We start from the raw sequence: 15,552 nt of genomic DNA, 5'->3' as shown, positions 1-15,552 counted from the left end.
TTTCCCTTGTATCTTTTATCCGCTTATAAGGCCGGTATATAATGCCGGCCTTTTCTTTTTGCCATTCCGCAGAGGTTTTTTCCATGAATTTGGACCGCGTCACTTCCGGCAAGGACGTTCCCAACGACATCAACGTCATCATCGAGATCCCGGCCCATTCCGACCCGGTGAAGTATGAAGTGGACAAGGATACCGGTGCCATGTTCGTGGACCGCTTCATGAACACCGCGATGCACTATCCCTGCAACTACGGCTATGTACCCCACACCCTGTCCAACGACGGTGACCCGGTGGACGTGCTGGTAGTGACCCCGGTGCCGCTGATCCCCGGATCGGTGATCCGCTGCCGTCCGGTGGGTGTGCTGAAGATGACCGACGAGTCCGGTGACGATGCCAAGGTGCTGGCGGTGCCCGTCGACAAGTTGTGCCGCATCTTCCGCAAGGTGCAGGACATCGGCGACGTGTCCCCGGCGCTGCTGGAGCAGATCGCCCACTTCTTTGAGCACTACAAGGACCTGGACGAGGGCAAGTGGGTGCGCGTGCAGGGTTGGGAGGGTGTCGAGGCCGCCAAGGCCGAGATCCTGGCCAGTGTGCAGATGTACAAGGACGCGCCGGTCAAGCCAAACTTCTAAGGAAAGTCTGAATAAGGCCATCCTGGACTTCTCAGCCCACGCGAATCGAAAAATGTGATTTTCGATTCGCCTCATGTTCCAACGACTTATGGTCGTTGGAACATGGCGGCACATCCCTGTGCCGCGGTAGCGCTGAACTTATTCAGAGCTTCCCTAACCGCAGGGGCTCGAAAGGCATTTTCCTGCCCTAGCCCTTCTCTTTCTTCTGCCGCAGCCGCGCCGACTGCAACTCCAGGGTGTGCCGGACCAGGGCGTCGCGGGCGATTTCCGCGATGTGGGTGAACTCGACACCGATGCGGTAGGGGTGGGGGGTAGTACTGCGGCCGGTGAGGCAGTGCACCACCCGGCCGAGGGTGTTGATTATCGTGTTGCCAGGGAACAGCATCAGGCGCAGTTCCAGCTTGCTGTCGCGCGGCAGTGTCTCCGCACTTAAAAAGGCAATGCCATTGCCGCTCAGGTTGACATGGGTATTCGGGCCACTGATGTTGCCCAGCTGGCTGCCGAGCAGGGCGCGGCTGAGCAGCTCCAGTTTGCGGTCGATGATCGCCAGGTACTGGCCCACATCCGGATCGCGTTTGCGGATCTGCGACAGGATGTTGCTCGACTGGGTGGTCAGACTGTGCAGCTGTAGGGCCATACTGGAACTGTCGTGGCGCGCTCCGGCCGGCTGCTTGAGGCGTTGTTGATACTCATCTTCTTCCAGCCGGCGGTATTCCAGATAGATGTCATCATCGATGCGGAAAAACTTGCGCCGCTCGGGGCGGCCGGTTGGCGTGCTCATGGCGTGTTGCTCCGATCCTTGATACGTATCTCCACGCGGCGGTTACGGGCGCGGTTGGTGTCGTTGTCGTTGGGCAGCAAGGGGCGCGTTTCACCGTAGCCTTCGGCGATGAGGCGGGCGCCCTCGACAGTGTGCATTTCCAGCAGACGATGTACCACCGAGACGGCACGTGCGCTGGACAGATCCCAATTGGAGCGGAAACGCGGCGTGCTGATCGGGCGGTCGTCGGTGTGCCCGGCGACGATCACGGCGCCCTCGGTGGTGGCGATGAGCCGGCCGATGCGGTCGATTACCGGGCGGAACTGGGGCAGCAGGACCTCACTGCCTGACTCAAAGGCCGCCTCGTGGCGGAAACTGATCAGCAGCTCGCCTTCACTGTTGCGGCTCAGCTCCAGCCGTTCCTGTTGGATATCCTGCAGCAGTCCGTCGCGGAAGCGTTGCAGATTACTATCCACCTGCGGCTGCGCCAAATCTTCAGGTAACGGCGGCGGCTGCACTACCACAGCCTCGATCGGAGCCTCCGGTTTGCCCTCCATCAGCACTTCACGTCCTGGTGACTCGCTGCGCTGAGCCAGCCACTGGATGCCGAAGGCACGTTCCAGCGAGCCGGCGATCTGGCGGTAGCGCTGGGCGTCGATTTGGGACACCGACAGCAGCAGCACAAAGAAAGTGGTGAGCAGGGCCATCAGATCGGCGAAGGTCACCATCCAGACCGGGGCGCCGCGGCGGCCTTGTTTGCCGGACATGGGCGTGGGCGGCTAGGCGCCGCCGCTCTCCTGTTCACTGCGGCTCTTGTCGGTCTGCAACAGTGCCGCCAGCCGCTCGCGTTCGTGATGCGGGAGATAGGCCTCCAGCACCTCATCCATCAGGCGTGGGTTCTGTCCCTGCTGGATGGCGGTCATGCTCTCGATCATCAGCAGCTTGTTCACCCGTTCCTGCATGCCGCGCAGCTCCAGCTTGTCGGCAATGGGCAGGGCGACGAGGTTGGCGATGAGGGCGCCATACAGGGTGGTGAGCAGGGCGACCGCCATGGCCGGGCCGATGCTGGACGGGTCCTGCAGGTTGGCCAGCATCTGTACCAGGCCGACCAGGGTGCCGATCATGCCGAAGGCCGGGGCCGACTCGCCGATGGCGCGGAAGATGCGCTGGCCGATTTCATGGCGCTCCATGGACTGCTGCATGTCCTCGTGCAGCGCCTTGCGCACGAACTCCGGCGGCAGACCGTCCACCGCCAGCTGGATGCCCTTGGCGAGGAATTCATTGGAAACCGCGTGGCCATCCAGGGCCAGTACACCGCTTTTGCGCGCCACGGCGGCCAGTTCATTGGCCTGACGGATCAGGTCGAGAGGGGCATCGATTTCATTGCGAAAGGCCTTGAACGCCACGCGCACGGCACTGAAGCAATGGGTGAGGGGAAACTTGATCAGAGTGGCGGCGACCGTTCCGCCGACGACGATCATCAGACCGGGCAGGTTGATGAAAATGGTCAGATCGGAGCCGGTGATGATGGCGGCAAAGATGATGGCGATGCCGCCAATGAGACCCAACAGGGTTGCTATGTCCACGCCTGCTCCCTTGCTGCCGCCGCGCCGTCGAGTGTAGCGTCAAATACTTATCGCCCGCACTACCAGGACATATAACACTGGCCGCAGAGACGCGGAGGTCAGTCTCCGCACTCTGCGGCCAAGGGGTTGCTATAGCGTTCTGACCCCGTCGGGGGTGCCGACCAGTACCACGTCGGCGGGACGCAGGGCGAACAGGCCGTTGGTGACCACGCCGACGATGTTGTTGAGGCGGGCCTCGAACTCGGTGGGTTCCTTGATCTGCAGGCCGTGCACATCGAGGATCACGTTGCCGTTGTCGGTGACGAAGCCGTCGCGGTAGACCGGACTGCCCCCCAGCTTGACCAGTTCGCGCGCCACATAGCTGCGCGCCATGGGGATCACCTCCACCGGCAGCGGGAACTTGCCCAGCACGTCGACCACCTTGGTTTCGTCGACGATGCAGACGAATTTTTTGCTTGCCGCCGCCACGATCTTTTCGCGTGTCAGCGCGCCGCCGCCACCCTTGACCAGGTGCATGCGGCGGTTGGTTTCGTCGGCGCCATCCACGTAGACGGAGATTTCGCCCACATCGTTCAGGTCCAGTACCGGGATGCCATGTTTCTTCAGGCGCTCGGCGCTGGCCACCGAACTGGCCACGGTGCCGGTGATGGAGGATTTGATCTCCGCCAGGAAGTCGATGAAGTGGTTGGCAGTGGAGCCGGTGCCGATGCCGATGATGGTGTCGGGCACCACGTGTTGCAGGGCGGCCTTGGCGACCGCCTTCTTCATTTCGTCTTGCGTCATTGTGCTCTCCGAGACATTTGTTTGTGCTTATTCATCCGCCGCACAGACCTAAAACCCGGGTCGCAGCGGCGCGGCGAAATTTATTGATGGCCCCGATTATACGCCAAGCGGGCGCGCTGACACCGGGGCGGGATAACTGGTATCGTAGCCGGATGCTCGAACATTACGCCAAAAAGATATTGCAGGCCCGGGTTTACGACGTCGCCCGTGAAACCCCGCTGGAGGCTGCCCCCGGCCTGTCGCGCCGTCTGGGCAACAAGGTGTTGCTCAAGCGTGAGGATCTGCAGCCGGTGTTTTCCTTCAAGCTGCGCGGCGCCTACAACAAAATTGCCTCGCTGTCGCCCGAGGCCCGCGCCCGCGGTGTCATCGCCGCCTCCGCCGGCAATCATGCCCAGGGCGTGGCCCTGGCGGCGCAGAAACTGGGGCTGGACGCGCTCATCGTGATGCCGCGCACCACCCCGGAGATCAAGGTACAGGCGGTGCGCCGTCGCGGCGCCCGCATCGAACTGCACGGTAATGCCTACGACGAGGCCTATGCCCATGCCCGCCAACTGGCGGACGAGCAGGGCCGTACCTTCATCCACCCCTACGACGACGAGGACGTCATCGCCGGCCAGGGCACGGTGGCAATGGAGATCCTGCGCCAGTATTCGGCGCCTGACCTGCATGCCGTATTCGTCCCGGTGGGGGGCGGCGGCCTCATCGCCGGCGTCGCCGCTTACATCAAATACCTGCGGCCGGATGTGCGGGTGATCGGGGTGGAACCTGATGATGCAGCGTCCATGCACGATGCCCTCCAGGCCGGGGAGCGGGTGGTGCTGGAGCAGGTGGGGATATTTGTCGACGGTGTGGCGGTGCGTCAGGCCGGGGCCGAACCGTTCCGTGTGGCGCGGCAATGGGTGGACGAGGTGATCCTGGTGTCCACCGACGAGGTGTGCGCGGCCATCAAGGATATCTTCGAGGATACCCGCGCCATCGTCGAGCCGGCCGGCGCCCTGGCGGTGGCGGGCATGAAGCGCTATGTGCAGCGCGAGGGCGTGCGCGATCAGGCGTTGGTGGCCATCAACTCCGGCGCCAACATGAATTTCGACCGTCTGCGTCATGTGGCCGAGCGCGCCGAACTGGGCGAACAGCGCGAGGCCCTGTTCGCCGTCACTATCCCCGAGCGGCCGGGCAGCTTCCGCCAGTTCTGCGAAACGCTGGGTCAGCGTGCCATCACCGAGTTCAACTACCGCTACGCCGATGCCGCCGAGGCGCACATCTTCGTCGGCGTGGAGATGCGCGACGGTGCCCGCGACAAGGAAGAGCTGGTGGCCTTGCTAAAGAGCCAGGGCTACCCGCTGCTGGACATGACCGACAATGAAATCGCCAAGTTGCACGTGCGCTATATGGTCGGCGGTCACACCGGCGGCCTGGCCGATGAGCGCCTGCTGCGCTTCGAGTTTCCCGAGCGCCCCGGCGCCCTGTTGCGCTTCCTGAACCACATGGGCCAGCACTGGAACATCAGCCTGTTCCACTACCGCAACCACGGCGCCGACTATGGCCGCATCCTGTGCGGCATCCAGGTGCCCGCCGCCGACGAGGCCAAATTCCAGGATTTCCTCGCTCAGATCGGCTATCCGTACTGGGACGAAAGCGGCAATCCGGCTTACGAGTTGTTTTTGCGCTAGGGCGCAAAAACGGTTTCGAGTTGCGAGTTTCGGGTTTCGCAGAAGGCAGGAACCGCTTTTCGAAACTCGAAACTTTATTCCAACGCCAGGATCGCTTCCCATTCCTGCGCACTGACCGGCATCACCGACAGCCGGTTGCCGCGCCGTACCAGCGGCATCTCTGTCAGTTCCGGTCGCTGCTTGAGTTCCTCCAGGGTGATGGTGCGCTTCAGTTTGCGCACCAGGCGTACGTCCACCATGTACCAGATGGGCTTGTCCGCGGTGCTTTTCGGATCGTAATACTTGCCCTCGGGATCCCGCGCGGTGTGGTCGGGATACCCGGCGCGGACGATCTCGGCGATACCGACGATGCCAGGCACCTTGCAGTTGGAGTGGTAGAAGAACACCTGGTCGCCCACCTGCATCTGGTCGCGCAGCATGTTGCGCGCCTGGTAATTGCGCACACCGTCCCAGTATTCGGTCTGTTGGGGACGGCTCGCCAAGTGGTCGATGCCGAAGACATCGGGCTCGGATTTCATCAGCCAATAGTTCATGGGGAATGCTCTCCAAAGGGTGAGTGGGCGATATGGTAACGAAAAGGGGCAAATAGAAGCCCAAAACGCGCTTTTTGTGACCCAGGCCTCTTGTCAGACAAAAGACCTTGCGCTATATAGGTCAATCGCAGTGACGCGGAATTTGCCACGGAGGGGTGGGAGAGGTAACGGAGGTCAGGATGAGACGACGCAAACCCGACTTGCTCGTGGTGCTTGCAGCCCTGATAGCGATGGGGGTCCTCTTTACCGGTATAACGCAGGCGATGATGTAAGGTACGCCGGCGCCTACGGTGGCCGAGGCCAACAAGAAATAATCAAGCCACGAGAGCCCAAGAGAACAAAACCCGCCGCAAGGCGGGTTTTTTATTGTCCGCAGCGGTACAGCCCTCGTTCAGTGACGATGCCGTCCAATGGCACATCCCAGGCGGCGTGGGGCAGTTGCTCCAACCGCTGGAATTCGTAGGCGGTGCCGATGAGGGCCGGTTTGCGCCAGTGTTCGCGGTGCAGCAGGTAGGCCAGGGTGCGGTCATAGAAACCGCCGCCCATGCCCAGGCGGTTGCCGCGGCCGTCGAAGGCGACCAGCGGCGTGAGCATCAGATCGATGCAACTGGCCGCACGTGCATCGTCCCAACGCAGGGCCGGTTCCGGGATGCGAAAACGATTGGGTGTCAGTGGCGTGTCGGGGCGGTAGCGGGCGAACCAGAGCCGGTTGTGGAAGGCCGGGCTCAGCACCGGCAGGTAACAGTGCTTGCCCATGGCCCAGGCGCGGCGAATGAGCGGCGCCAGATCCATCTCGCCGTCGTTGGCGAGGTAAAAGGCGATGTGCTCGCTGCGTAGAAACAGGGTGGAGTTGCCTAGCTGCCGCGCCAAGTACCGCGCCGCCTGGTTTCTTTCCGCCCGGGACAGGGCGCGGCGCCGACAGCGCATCGCACGCCGGATGGCGTTACGGTCGGGAGAGGCGGCGAGAGAGGACTCGGTAAGGATAGTTGTCATGACTATCTCGCGATCCCCCGCCTTCGCGACCTCACGTGAATTAAGGAGGGTGCCCTCCGCTTGGGCCGTCGTCACCGTTGCTCCTTGAACCCAATGGCTCAAGTGGGACTGCCGGTCGGCATATCAGGCTTTCCGCAGCGCGGACATGCACACAATACCGTCGCAAGCAGCCCCGGGGGTGTGATTATCGGCTCAAGAAATCCCCAGCGACTAACGTACCCTGCAGGGGGCACCCATAGGTGAACTTGTAATGCTGAATCTATAGCTTGAGTTGCCGGTCTTCGCTTTCCAGGGCGCCTTCGATGCGCTCCTGCAGGCGGCGCAGACGTCGGCCGAGGTCACCAGTATAGCTGCTTCCGTGCTGGCGTTGTTGCAGTAATTCGTGAGTGATGTTGAGCGCTGCAAGAACGGCGATACGCTCGCTGCCGATGACCTTGCCGCTGCTGCGGATATCGCGCATCTTGTCGTTGAGGATGCGCGCCGACTCGACCAGGCCGTCACGCTCCTCCGCCGGGCAGGCGATGGTGTACTCCTTGTCCAGAATGCGCACCGGCACCTGCACGATATCGTTGGCGGCCATTTCAGCCTTGCTCCATTGCCTTGATGCGGTGAATCATCGCTTCCACGCGGGTGCGCGCCAACTCGGTCTTTTCCAGCAGTTTGGCACGTTCCGTCAGCAGCGAGGCGTGCTGTTCGCGCAGGGACAGGTTTTCGTCGCGCAGCCGATCCACGGTGCGGATGAGCTCATCCACACGGCGTTCCAGGATGTTGATGTCCAGTTCGTCCTTCATGGTCGACAGGCGGCGTAGTGTCCGTAATGAAATAGGCGCGGCGGTGGCCGCAAAAAGCGAATCCACTATAGAGCGGTGGCGATAAGCGGTCAATGTCATGCCCGCCGTGGGGTGTTGTCGCTGTGATGGCGATGCTACGATCATCTCACTTTGCGCGGCCAGCCGGCTGCCCTTCTGGAGAATCCATGAGCGAAACCCCCAATGATGCCACCGCCCTGGTCGATGCCGCCCTGCGCCGTCTCGATGCGGAGATGAGTGTGGCCGAGTGCCACGGCATCCTCACCGGCTGGCTGTGCGCGGCACGTGGCCTTACGCGCGAGCAGTGGCTGGGCCATGTGGTGCCGGACCTGGCCGCCGGCGATGTGCTGGCGCAGGAGGCGGCGGATACCCTGGAGGGGCTGCGCCAGGCGGTGGTGGCCCAGCTCAACGATGCCCTGCTGGATTTTCAGCCCCTGCTGCCGGCCGACGATCAACCGCTGGCGGAGCGGGTGGAGGCCCTGGGGGAGTGGTGCCAGGGCTATCTCCTTGGCATGAGCCTGGGCGGACTGAAGGACGTGGCCAAAATGCCCGGCGACAGCGGCGAAGTGCTACGCGATCTGGTACAGCTGTCGCGTGCCGGCAGCTACGACGTGGGCGAGGAGGAGGAGGACGAGGAGGCCTACACCGAACTGCTCGAATACGTGCGCACCGCCGTATTGCTGGTGAACGAAGAGCTTAACCCCACCCGCGCCGCGCCGCAGGTGGACCCCACGCTGCACTGAGCCCGGCCGATCATGAACCGTAGCGAATTTGCCAAGCGGCGCAAGCGCCTGATGCAGTACATGGGCGCCGATGCCATCGCCATCCTGCCCACTGCCCCCGAGCGCGTGCGCAGCCGCGACACCGAGTACCACTACCGTGCCGACAGCGACTTCTACTATCTCACCGGCTTTCCCGAGCCGGAGGCGGTGGCGGTGCTGATCCCGGGGCGTGCTCACGGCGAGTTTCTGCTGTTCTGCCGTGAGAAGGATGCCGAGATGGAAACCTGGCACGGCCGCCGCGCCGGGCTGGAGGGCGCCATGGAACAGTACGGCGCCGACGACGCCTTCCCCATCACCGACATCGACGAGATCCTGCCGGGCCTGCTGGAGAACAAAGAGCGCGTGTATTACACCATGGGCGCGCACAGTGACTTCGACCGTCAGGTGATGGACTGGATCAACACCCTGCGCAAGAAGTCGCGCGCCGGTGTGCATACCCCGGGCGAATTTGTCTCCCTGGACCACCTGCTGCACGACATGCGCCTGTACAAGAGCGCGGCCGAGGTGGCGACCATGCGCAAGGCGGCGAAGATCACCGCCCAGGCCCACCTGCGCGCCATGCGTGCCAGCCGGCCCGGCATGCATGAGTACCAGCTGGAGGCGGAGATCCTGCACGAGTTCATGACGCACGGCGCACGTTTTGCCTCCTACAACTCCATCGTTGGCGGCGGCGCCAACGGCTGCATCCTGCACTACACGGAAAACAGCGACGAGCTGCGGGACGGCGACCTGGTGCTCATCGATGCCGGTTGCGAGTACGACTACTATGCCGCGGACATCACGCGCACCTTTCCGGTCAATGGTCGTTTCTCGCCGGAACAGCGGGCGCTGTACGACCTGGTGCTGGAGGCCAACTATGCAGCCATCGAACAGGTGCAGCCGGGCAACCACTGGAACCAGCCGCACGAGGCCGCGGTGAAGGTGCTGACCCAGGGGCTGGTCAAGCTGGGCCTGCTCAAGGGGCGCGTGCCGCAACTCATCAAGGATCAGGCCTACCGTCAGTTCTATATGCACCGTACTGGCCACTGGCTCGGCATGGATGTGCACGACGTGGGCGAATACAAGGTGGGTGAGGAGTGGCGCGTGCTGGAGCCGGGCATGGTACTGACCATCGAGCCGGGTCTGTACGTCAGCCCTGCCAAGGGCGTGGCGAAGAAGTGGCACAACACCGGCATCCGCATCGAGGACGATGTGTTGGTTACCAAGACCGGCCATGAGGTGTTGACCAGGGAGGCGATCAAGGATGCGGACGAGATCGAAGCGTGGATGAGTCGGCGATGAACGTTTCGCATTTCGTGTTTCGTGTGGCGAAAACCTCGGTTAGCGGGGAGGTGTGAGACATGGGTACGCCATCTGCACCTCGAACCTCGAACCGCGAATCTTCTGTTTATGACGTCGCCATCATCGGCGGTGGTATGGCCGGTGCCAGTCTGGCGTTGGCGCTGAAAGATCTGCCCGTGTCCATCGCGTTGGTGGAGGCGGTGCCATATTACTCTGCCGCACAGCCCGCCTTCGATGCGCGCGCCATCGCCTTGGCCGCCGGTTCGCAGCGCATCCTGCACAGCATGGGCGTGTGGGATGGTCTGGCGGCGCACGGCGTCACCGCCATCGAACATATTCACGTCTCCGAACGCGGCGGATTCGGCACGGCGCGGCTGGAGGCGGCGGAAGAACGGGTCAATGCGCTGGGTTATGTGGTGGAGGGGCGCGTCATTGGCGCGGCGCTCACCGATGCGCTGGCGCAGTGCAGCAACGTCGAGCTGCTGTGCCCGGCCGAACTCACCGCGGCGCAGGTGGAGGACGACGGGGTTGCCGTGCAGTTGCAGCATGACGGTGCGCCGCGTCACCTGCGTGCGCGTCTGCTGGTGGCTGCTGACGGCGGCCGCTCCACCGTGCGTGAACAGATCGGCGCGCGCACCTGGGAACTGGGCTACGGCCAGACCGCGGTGATTGCCACCGTCGCCACCGAACGGCCGCACGGCAACATCGCCTATGAGCGCTTCACCGACACCGGACCGCTGGCCCTGCTGCCCTGTGACCCGCCAGGCGACGGCGATGCGGCGTTGCGCGGCCGGCGCTGGTCTCTGGTGTGGACGGCGCGTGACGAGCAGGTGGACGCGTTGCTGGCCCTCAGCGATGCGGAATTCCTGCAACACTTGCAACAGCGTTTCGGCTATCGCGCCGGCCGCTTTGTGCGCACCTCGGGGCGCCATGCCTATCCGCTGGTGCTGCGTTTCGTGCGCGAGGCGGCGAGCGCGCGCGTCGCCTTCATCGGCAATGCCGCCCATGCCATCCATCCGGTGGCCGGGCAGGGCTTCAATCTTGGTCTGCGCGACGTGGCGGCGCTGGCACAGGTGATCGCCGGTGCGGTGGCGGACGGTGCGGACATCGGCAGCATGTCGGTGCTAAAGGATTACGCTTCCTGGCGGCGCCCCGACTACCTGCGCACCGCCGCCTTCACCGACGGTCTGGTGCGCACCTATTCCAACACGTTGTCGCCGCTGAAACTCGCGCGCAATCTCGGTTTGCTGGCACTGGATACCCTGCCGCCGGCCAGGCACTTGCTGGCGCGGCAGGCGATGGGGTTGGTCGGCCATTTGCCGCGACTGGCCTGCGGCCTGCCATTAAGGCAAGGCGCCCGCAAATGAACGCGAATATCCCGCAGCCCGGGTAAGAAAACATTGGCATCCATTCGCGGACCCTATCTTTGGGCAGAAACGCTATGAAACTGGATTACGACATCGCGATTATCGGCGGCGGCATGGTGGGTGCGTCGCTGGCCTGCGCCCTGGGCGGTTCTAAGCTGCGCGTGGCGGTGGTGGAGCCGGTGGTGGCGCCGCGCCATTTTCCCGCCGACGATTTCGATATCCGCGTCAGCGCCATCACCCGCGCCACACAGAATGTGTTCGCCGCCGTGGGCGCCTGGGGCGGCATGGTGGCGCGGCGCGTGCAGCCCTACGAGGCGATGCACGTGTGGGACGCCTGCGGCAGCGGTGCCATTCATTTCGACTGCACCGAGCTGGGTGAGCCGGACCTGGGCCACATCGTCGAAAATCGCGTGATCCTCGCCGCCTTGCTCGATCGCCTGGGTGAGTTCGACAACATCGACCTGCTCTGCCCGGCCCATGCCACCGGCCTGCAACTGGGCGCAGATGCGGCGCAACTATTCCTCGCCGATGGCCGCACCCTCACGGCCCGGCTGTTGGTCGGCACCGACGGCACTACCTCCTGGGTGCGCGAGCAGGCAGGCATCGACAGCACCGGCTGGGCCTACGACCAGAGCGCGCTGGTGGCCACGGTGCAGACCTCCAAGCATCACCAGAACGCTGCCTGGCAGCGCTTCCTGCCCAGCGGCCCGCTGGCCTTCCTGCCGCTGCCCGCAGGCTACAGTTCCATCGTCTGGTCCACCAGTCATGCACAGGCCGAGGTATTGCGTACCCTGCCGGCCGGTGAATTCCTCGACCAGTTGCAACAGGCCTTTGGCGATGGCCTCGGGCGCATGGAGTCGGTGGGGCCGCGCGGCGTGTTCCCGCTGCGCCTGCAACACGCCGACCGCTATGTGCTGCCGCGTCTGGCCCTGGCCGGCAACGCCGCTCACGCCCTGCATCCCCTGGCCGGCCAGGGACTCAACATCGGCATGCTGGACGTGGCCGCATTGGCCGATGTGCTGCTCAAGGCCGGGCGCAAGGATGTCGGCAGCCTGAGCCTGCTGCGGCGCTACGAGCGCTGGCGCAAGGGCGACAACATCGCCATGGTGGGCGCGATGGATGTGTTCAAGCGCCTGTTCAGTAACGATAAAGTGCCGTTGGTGCAGCTGCGCAACGTTGGCCTGAGTCTGGCCGACCGCCTGCACCCCATGAAGAACTTCTTCATGCGCCGCGGTATGGGGCTATCCGGCGACCTGCCGCCGCTGGCAAGGGGCACCCCTCCCAGGTTATAGTGCCGCACCGACCCTGGAACCGTGGGAGAGAGCAGGTCAGCCCTGCCGCCGAAGGCGCAAATCGCCCGGATACTCGCTCAGGCAAAAGGACCGCGTCACTCCGGTCGGCTCTGGAGAGAGGCTGCTGATCAGCCCACCGAAGGGGTTAAGCTCTCAGGTGCAAAGGACAGAGGGGCGACGCAAGGCTTGGGCCTTGCGTCGCCCCTTTTTTGTTTCCGGGTTAACAACAGACATCTGTTGCAGAGACGCGGAGTGAATCAATTCACCGTTCCGCATCTTCCGCGGCGGGTGTTGGAAGCTTCATCGGTAAGTTACAGACTCATGAATCGAAGCACCACAGCCATCCCTGTCTTCGACCACTCGGTGCAGCCCAATATCGGGCGCATGCCGGCGTGGGTGCGCCAGTCGCTGGCGGCGGGAGACTACGCCGCCACGGCGCAGCGGGTGCACGGCCATGGCCTGCACACCGTATGCGAGGAGGCGCGCTGCCCCAATCGCGGCGAATGCTGGAGCCGCGGTACCGCCAGCATCATGCTGCTGGGTGATACCTGCACCCGCGCCTGCGGCTTCTGTGCGGTGAAGACCGGCCGTCCCGGCACGCTGGACCTGGACGAGCCGCGCCGGGTGGCGGAGGCGGTGGCGCAGATGAATCTGGATTACGTGGTGCTCACCTCGGTGAACCGCGACGAGCTGTCCGATGGCGGCGCCGGTATCTTTGCCGCCACCCTGCGCGAGTTGCGCGCGCGTCGTCCGGCCATCGGCCTGGAAGTGCTCACGCCGGACTTCCGCGGCTGCCAGGAACCGGCCGTCGCGGCGCTGTGCGCCGCCGCAGCGGACTTCGTCTGGGGTCACAACGTGGAGACCGTGCCGTCGCTGTACCGCACGGTGCGCAAGGGTGCCAAGTACGAGCGATCCCTGCGCCTGCTGGAACTGGCCGCGGCACAGCCCGGGGTGGCGGCCAAGTCGGCGCTGATGCTGGGGTTGGGCGAGACCTTCGACGAGGTGGTGGCGGTGATGCGTGACCTGCGCGGCATCGGTGTGAGCCGTCTGGCCCTGGGCCAGTACCTGCGCCCGACCCGGCAGCACCTGCCGGTGAAGGAATATGTCCATCCCGACACTTTCGCCGCTTACGCCCGTGAGGCGGAGGCCCTGGGCTTCGCGTGGGTCAAGGCCGGGCCGATGGTGCGCAGCTCGTATCACGCGGAAGAGTAAGGTAGGTTGAACCACGGAGAGTCACGGAGAACACGGCGCCGGCATCAATGCCGCGTAGAGGTTCTCCGTGTCTTCCGTGTGCTCCGTGGTTAATGGCTTTGGGGGAGAACGCTGGTGGGAAACAGAACACCGTTGTATGAAGCGCATGTGGCGCTGGGGGCGAAGATGGTGGATTTCGCCGGCTGGGACATGCCGATCCACTATGGTTCGCAGATCGAGGAGCATCATCAGGTGCGCCGTGACGCGGGCATGTTCGACGTGTCGCACATGTGTGTAGTGGACCTGCGCGGGGCACGGGTGACCGACTTCCTGCGCTACCTGCTGGCCAACGACGTGGCCCGCCTGACGGTGCCCGGCAAGGCCATCTACAGCTGCATGCTCAACGAGCGCGGCGGGGTGATCGACGACCTGATCGTTTACTATATGACTCCGGTGTGGTTCCGCATGGTGGTCAATGCCGGCACCCGCCACAAGGACATCGCTTGGCTGCGTCGTCATGCCCCGTCCTTCGACGTGGAGGTGGACGTGCAAGATGGGCTGGCGATGATCGCCGTGCAGGGCCCCAATGCCCGTGCCAAGGCGCAGGCCGCGCTGGGCGCGCGCATCGGCGCGGCGCCGCAGTTGCCGCGTTTCGCTGCGGTGGAAGCCGGCAACCTGTTCATCGCCCGTACCGGCTATACCGGCGAGGACGGCTACGAGATCATGGTGCCGACGGAGCAGGCGGAAGAATTGTGGAACGAGTTGTATGCCCAGGAGGTGAAGCCCTGCGGCCTGGGTGCGCGCGATACGTTGCGCCTGGAGGCGGGCATGAACCTGTACGGCCAGGACATGGACGAGGACACCACACCGCTGGTTTCCGGGCTGGGCTGGACCGTGGCCTGGGAACCGCAGGAGCGTGACTTCATCGGCCGTCCGGTGTTGGAGGCGCAGCGCAGCGCCGGTGTGCCGCAGCAGCTGATCGGGCTGGTGCTGGAGGATAAGGGCGTGCTGCGCAGCCACCAGCAGGTATTTACCGCGCAGGGCGCCGGCGAGATCACCTCGGGCACCTTTGCGCCGAGCCTGGGCCGCGCCGTGGCGCTGGCCCGGGTGCCGGCCGGTGAGGTGCGCGAGTGTGAGGTAGACATCCGCGGCAAGCGCCTCAAGGCGCGCGTGGTCAAGCCGCCCTTCGTGCGCAACGGCCAGCCCTGCATCGATTGAACCGAACAACCCACGTATTGAGACCGAGGAGACAACCATGAGCAACGTACCGGCCGAACTGAAGTACACCAAGACTCACGAATGGGTGCGCGCAGAGAGCGACGGCACCGTTACCATCGGCATCACCGAGCACGCCCAGGAACTGCTGGGCGACATGGTGTTCGTCGAGCTGCCCGAGGTGGGCCGCACACTGAAGAGTGATCAGGACTGCGCGGTAGTGGAGTCGGTGAAGGCCGCCTCCGACGTGTACGCCCCCATCGCCGGTGAAGTGATCGGTGCCAACGATAAGCTGTCCGACAATCCGGAGCTGGTAAACAAAGACTCCTACGGCGACGGCTGGCTGTTCAAGATGAAGCCGGCCAATGCCGCTGACCTCGCCGGTCTGCTCGATGCCGCCGGCTACGCCGCGGTGGTGGCGGAAGAAAGTCACTGAACGAGTTTTGACCACGGAGGGCACGGAGATTGCGCAAGCCGTCGCTGATCCTTCTACGCCCTCCGTGTCTTCCGTGCCCGCCGTGGTTTGATTTCTTGGCTCTTCCCCGGATCGAGTGGGTAGCTTAGCCTGTTGAACCATGAGAGACATAGACCTGTACGCCCAGATTCTTGGATTGCGGTCGCCGTGGAAGGTGGCCGATGTGCAATTGTTGCGTGATGC

17 protein-coding genes, 1 other RNA gene and 2 riboswitches are annotated in these 15,552 nt (G+C 64.0%); of the genes, 9 read left to right on the top strand and 9 right to left on the bottom strand.

The window, feature by feature from the left end; all coding sequences use genetic code 11:
* The first annotated feature begins 83 nt into the window (after window positions 1–83).
* Entirely contained in the window at window positions 84–632 is a 549-nt protein-coding gene (ppa, locus tag ACMV8A_RS12520; RefSeq protein ID WP_495326187.1) for an inorganic diphosphatase, read from the top strand.
* A gap of 187 nt (window positions 633–819) precedes the next feature.
* Here ppa and ACMV8A_RS12515 read toward each other — a convergent pair whose 3' ends face one another.
* The 4 genes from ACMV8A_RS12515 to rpiA form a co-directional block, all read right to left on the bottom strand.
* On the bottom strand, window positions 820–1,413 hold the full coding sequence (locus ACMV8A_RS12515; protein ID WP_495326186.1) for a PilZ domain-containing protein: 594 nt from the start codon (window positions 1,411–1,413) through the stop codon (window positions 820–822).
* Window positions 1,410–2,159: a flagellar motor protein MotB gene (locus ACMV8A_RS12510; RefSeq protein WP_495326185.1), complete on the bottom strand. Its 750-nt coding sequence runs from the start codon at window positions 2,157–2,159 to the stop codon at window positions 1,410–1,412. Before ACMV8A_RS12510 ends, ACMV8A_RS12515 begins: the two co-directional genes overlap by 4 nt.
* Before the next feature lie 12 nt (window positions 2,160–2,171).
* Window positions 2,172–2,978, bottom strand: coding sequence for a MotA/TolQ/ExbB proton channel family protein (locus tag ACMV8A_RS12505; protein WP_495326184.1), 807 nt, complete (start codon window positions 2,976–2,978; stop codon window positions 2,172–2,174).
* 129 nt (window positions 2,979–3,107) lie between these two features.
* On the bottom strand, window positions 3,108–3,761 hold the full coding sequence (gene rpiA / locus ACMV8A_RS12500) for a ribose-5-phosphate isomerase RpiA (RefSeq protein ID WP_495326183.1): 654 nt from the start codon (window positions 3,759–3,761) through the stop codon (window positions 3,108–3,110).
* 152 nt (window positions 3,762–3,913) lie between these two features.
* On the opposite strand from rpiA, the gene ilvA reads away from it, so the two are divergent.
* Window positions 3,914–5,431, top strand: coding sequence for a threonine ammonia-lyase, biosynthetic (gene ilvA / locus ACMV8A_RS12495; protein ID WP_495326182.1), 1,518 nt, complete (start codon window positions 3,914–3,916; stop codon window positions 5,429–5,431).
* Window positions 5,432–5,505: 74 nt separating this feature from the next.
* Here the strand turns inward: ilvA and ACMV8A_RS12490 are convergent, their stop codons facing one another.
* From ACMV8A_RS12490 to ACMV8A_RS12470, 5 genes are all read right to left on the bottom strand, one after another.
* Window positions 5,506–5,964 (bottom strand): EVE domain-containing protein, encoded by a 459-nt coding sequence (locus ACMV8A_RS12490; RefSeq protein WP_495326181.1) that lies wholly within the window; start codon window positions 5,962–5,964, stop codon window positions 5,506–5,508.
* A gap of 363 nt (window positions 5,965–6,327) precedes the next feature.
* On the bottom strand, window positions 6,328–6,957 hold the full coding sequence (locus ACMV8A_RS12485; protein WP_495326179.1) for a 5-formyltetrahydrofolate cyclo-ligase: 630 nt from the start codon (window positions 6,955–6,957) through the stop codon (window positions 6,328–6,330).
* Window positions 6,958–7,006: 49 nt separating this feature from the next.
* A non-coding RNA gene (gene ssrS, locus ACMV8A_RS12480) (6S RNA) lies at window positions 7,007–7,189 on the bottom strand.
* A 27-nt stretch (window positions 7,190–7,216) separates the two neighbouring features.
* Window positions 7,217–7,537, bottom strand: a complete 321-nt coding sequence (locus ACMV8A_RS12475) for a cell division protein ZapA (RefSeq protein WP_495326177.1) — start codon at window positions 7,535–7,537, stop codon at window positions 7,217–7,219.
* Between the two features lies 1 nt (window position 7,538).
* Window positions 7,539–7,748, bottom strand: a complete 210-nt coding sequence (locus ACMV8A_RS12470) for a TIGR02449 family protein (RefSeq protein ID WP_495326176.1) — start codon at window positions 7,746–7,748, stop codon at window positions 7,539–7,541.
* A gap of 185 nt (window positions 7,749–7,933) precedes the next feature.
* On the opposite strand from ACMV8A_RS12470, the gene ACMV8A_RS12465 reads away from it, so the two are divergent.
* The 7 genes from ACMV8A_RS12465 to gcvH all read left to right on the top strand — a co-directional run bounded on the left by ACMV8A_RS12465 (window position 7,934) and on the right by gcvH (window position 15,330).
* The gene (locus ACMV8A_RS12465; protein WP_495326174.1) at window positions 7,934–8,509 is read left to right on the top strand and encodes a UPF0149 family protein; all 576 of its coding nucleotides are present in this window, start codon (window positions 7,934–7,936) and stop codon (window positions 8,507–8,509) included.
* A gap of 12 nt (window positions 8,510–8,521) precedes the next feature.
* Window positions 8,522–9,829 carry a Xaa-Pro aminopeptidase gene (gene pepP, locus ACMV8A_RS12460; protein ID WP_495326173.1) on the top strand — a complete coding sequence of 436 codons (1,308 nt, stop codon included), beginning with the start codon at window positions 8,522–8,524 and terminating at the stop codon, window positions 9,827–9,829.
* Window positions 9,830–9,888: 59 nt separating this feature from the next.
* Window positions 9,889–11,196 (top strand): 2-octaprenyl-6-methoxyphenyl hydroxylase, encoded by a 1,308-nt coding sequence (gene ubiH / locus ACMV8A_RS12455; RefSeq protein WP_495326171.1) that lies wholly within the window; start codon window positions 9,889–9,891, stop codon window positions 11,194–11,196.
* Between the two features lie 74 nt (window positions 11,197–11,270).
* Window positions 11,271–12,488 carry a UbiH/UbiF/VisC/COQ6 family ubiquinone biosynthesis hydroxylase gene (locus ACMV8A_RS12450; RefSeq protein WP_495326169.1) on the top strand — a complete coding sequence of 406 codons (1,218 nt, stop codon included), beginning with the start codon at window positions 11,271–11,273 and terminating at the stop codon, window positions 12,486–12,488.
* Window positions 12,489–12,500: 12 nt separating this feature from the next.
* A riboswitch (glycine riboswitch) is annotated at window positions 12,501–12,591 on the top strand.
* A riboswitch (glycine riboswitch) is annotated at window positions 12,592–12,668 on the top strand.
* 141 nt (window positions 12,669–12,809) lie between these two features.
* Window positions 12,810–13,700 carry a lipoyl synthase gene (lipA, locus tag ACMV8A_RS12445; protein ID WP_495326168.1) on the top strand — a complete coding sequence of 297 codons (891 nt, stop codon included), beginning with the start codon at window positions 12,810–12,812 and terminating at the stop codon, window positions 13,698–13,700.
* Between the two features lie 114 nt (window positions 13,701–13,814).
* A complete protein-coding gene (gcvT, locus tag ACMV8A_RS12440; RefSeq protein ID WP_495326167.1) occupies window positions 13,815–14,897 on the top strand; it encodes a glycine cleavage system aminomethyltransferase GcvT in 1,083 nt (360 codons plus the stop codon).
* Between the two features lie 37 nt (window positions 14,898–14,934).
* A complete protein-coding gene (gene gcvH / locus ACMV8A_RS12435) occupies window positions 14,935–15,330 on the top strand; it encodes a glycine cleavage system protein GcvH (RefSeq protein WP_495326165.1) in 396 nt (131 codons plus the stop codon).
* Window positions 15,331–15,552: the final 222 nt, after the last annotated feature.

The organism is Sulfurivermis sp. (assembly GCF_059410345.1).
This window is presented reverse-complemented; position numbering and strand designations above follow the sequence as displayed.

Bases quoted from the DNA above. Each gene is read 5' to 3' on its own strand.
- ACMV8A_RS12470 (WP_495326176.1), bottom strand. From the start codon at position 7,748: ATGAAGGACGAACTGGACATCAACATCCTGGAACGCCGTGTGGATGAG.
- ACMV8A_RS12510 (WP_495326185.1), bottom strand. From the start codon at position 2,159: ATGTCCGGCAAACAAGGCCGCCGCGGCGCCCCGGTCTGGATGGTGACC.
- pepP (WP_495326173.1), top strand. From the start codon at position 8,522: ATGAACCGTAGCGAATTTGCCAAGCGGCGCAAGCGCCTGATGCAGTAC.
- rpiA (WP_495326183.1), bottom strand. From the start codon at position 3,761: ATGACGCAAGACGAAATGAAGAAGGCGGTCGCCAAGGCCGCCCTGCAA.
- ubiH (WP_495326171.1), top strand. From the start codon at position 9,889: ATGGGTACGCCATCTGCACCTCGAACCTCGAACCGCGAATCTTCTGTT.
- lipA (WP_495326168.1), top strand. From the start codon at position 12,810: ATGAATCGAAGCACCACAGCCATCCCTGTCTTCGACCACTCGGTGCAG.
- ACMV8A_RS12485 (WP_495326179.1), bottom strand. From the start codon at position 6,957: ATGACAACTATCCTTACCGAGTCCTCTCTCGCCGCCTCTCCCGACCGT.
- ilvA (WP_495326182.1), top strand. From the start codon at position 3,914: ATGCTCGAACATTACGCCAAAAAGATATTGCAGGCCCGGGTTTACGAC.
- ACMV8A_RS12450 (WP_495326169.1), top strand. From the start codon at position 11,271: ATGAAACTGGATTACGACATCGCGATTATCGGCGGCGGCATGGTGGGT.
- ACMV8A_RS12465 (WP_495326174.1), top strand. From the start codon at position 7,934: ATGAGCGAAACCCCCAATGATGCCACCGCCCTGGTCGATGCCGCCCTG.
- ppa (WP_495326187.1), top strand. From the start codon at position 84: ATGAATTTGGACCGCGTCACTTCCGGCAAGGACGTTCCCAACGACATC.
- ACMV8A_RS12515 (WP_495326186.1), bottom strand. From the start codon at position 1,413: ATGAGCACGCCAACCGGCCGCCCCGAGCGGCGCAAGTTTTTCCGCATC.
- ACMV8A_RS12490 (WP_495326181.1), bottom strand. From the start codon at position 5,964: ATGAACTATTGGCTGATGAAATCCGAGCCCGATGTCTTCGGCATCGAC.
- gcvH (WP_495326165.1), top strand. From the start codon at position 14,935: ATGAGCAACGTACCGGCCGAACTGAAGTACACCAAGACTCACGAATGG.
- ACMV8A_RS12475 (WP_495326177.1), bottom strand. From the start codon at position 7,537: ATGGCCGCCAACGATATCGTGCAGGTGCCGGTGCGCATTCTGGACAAG.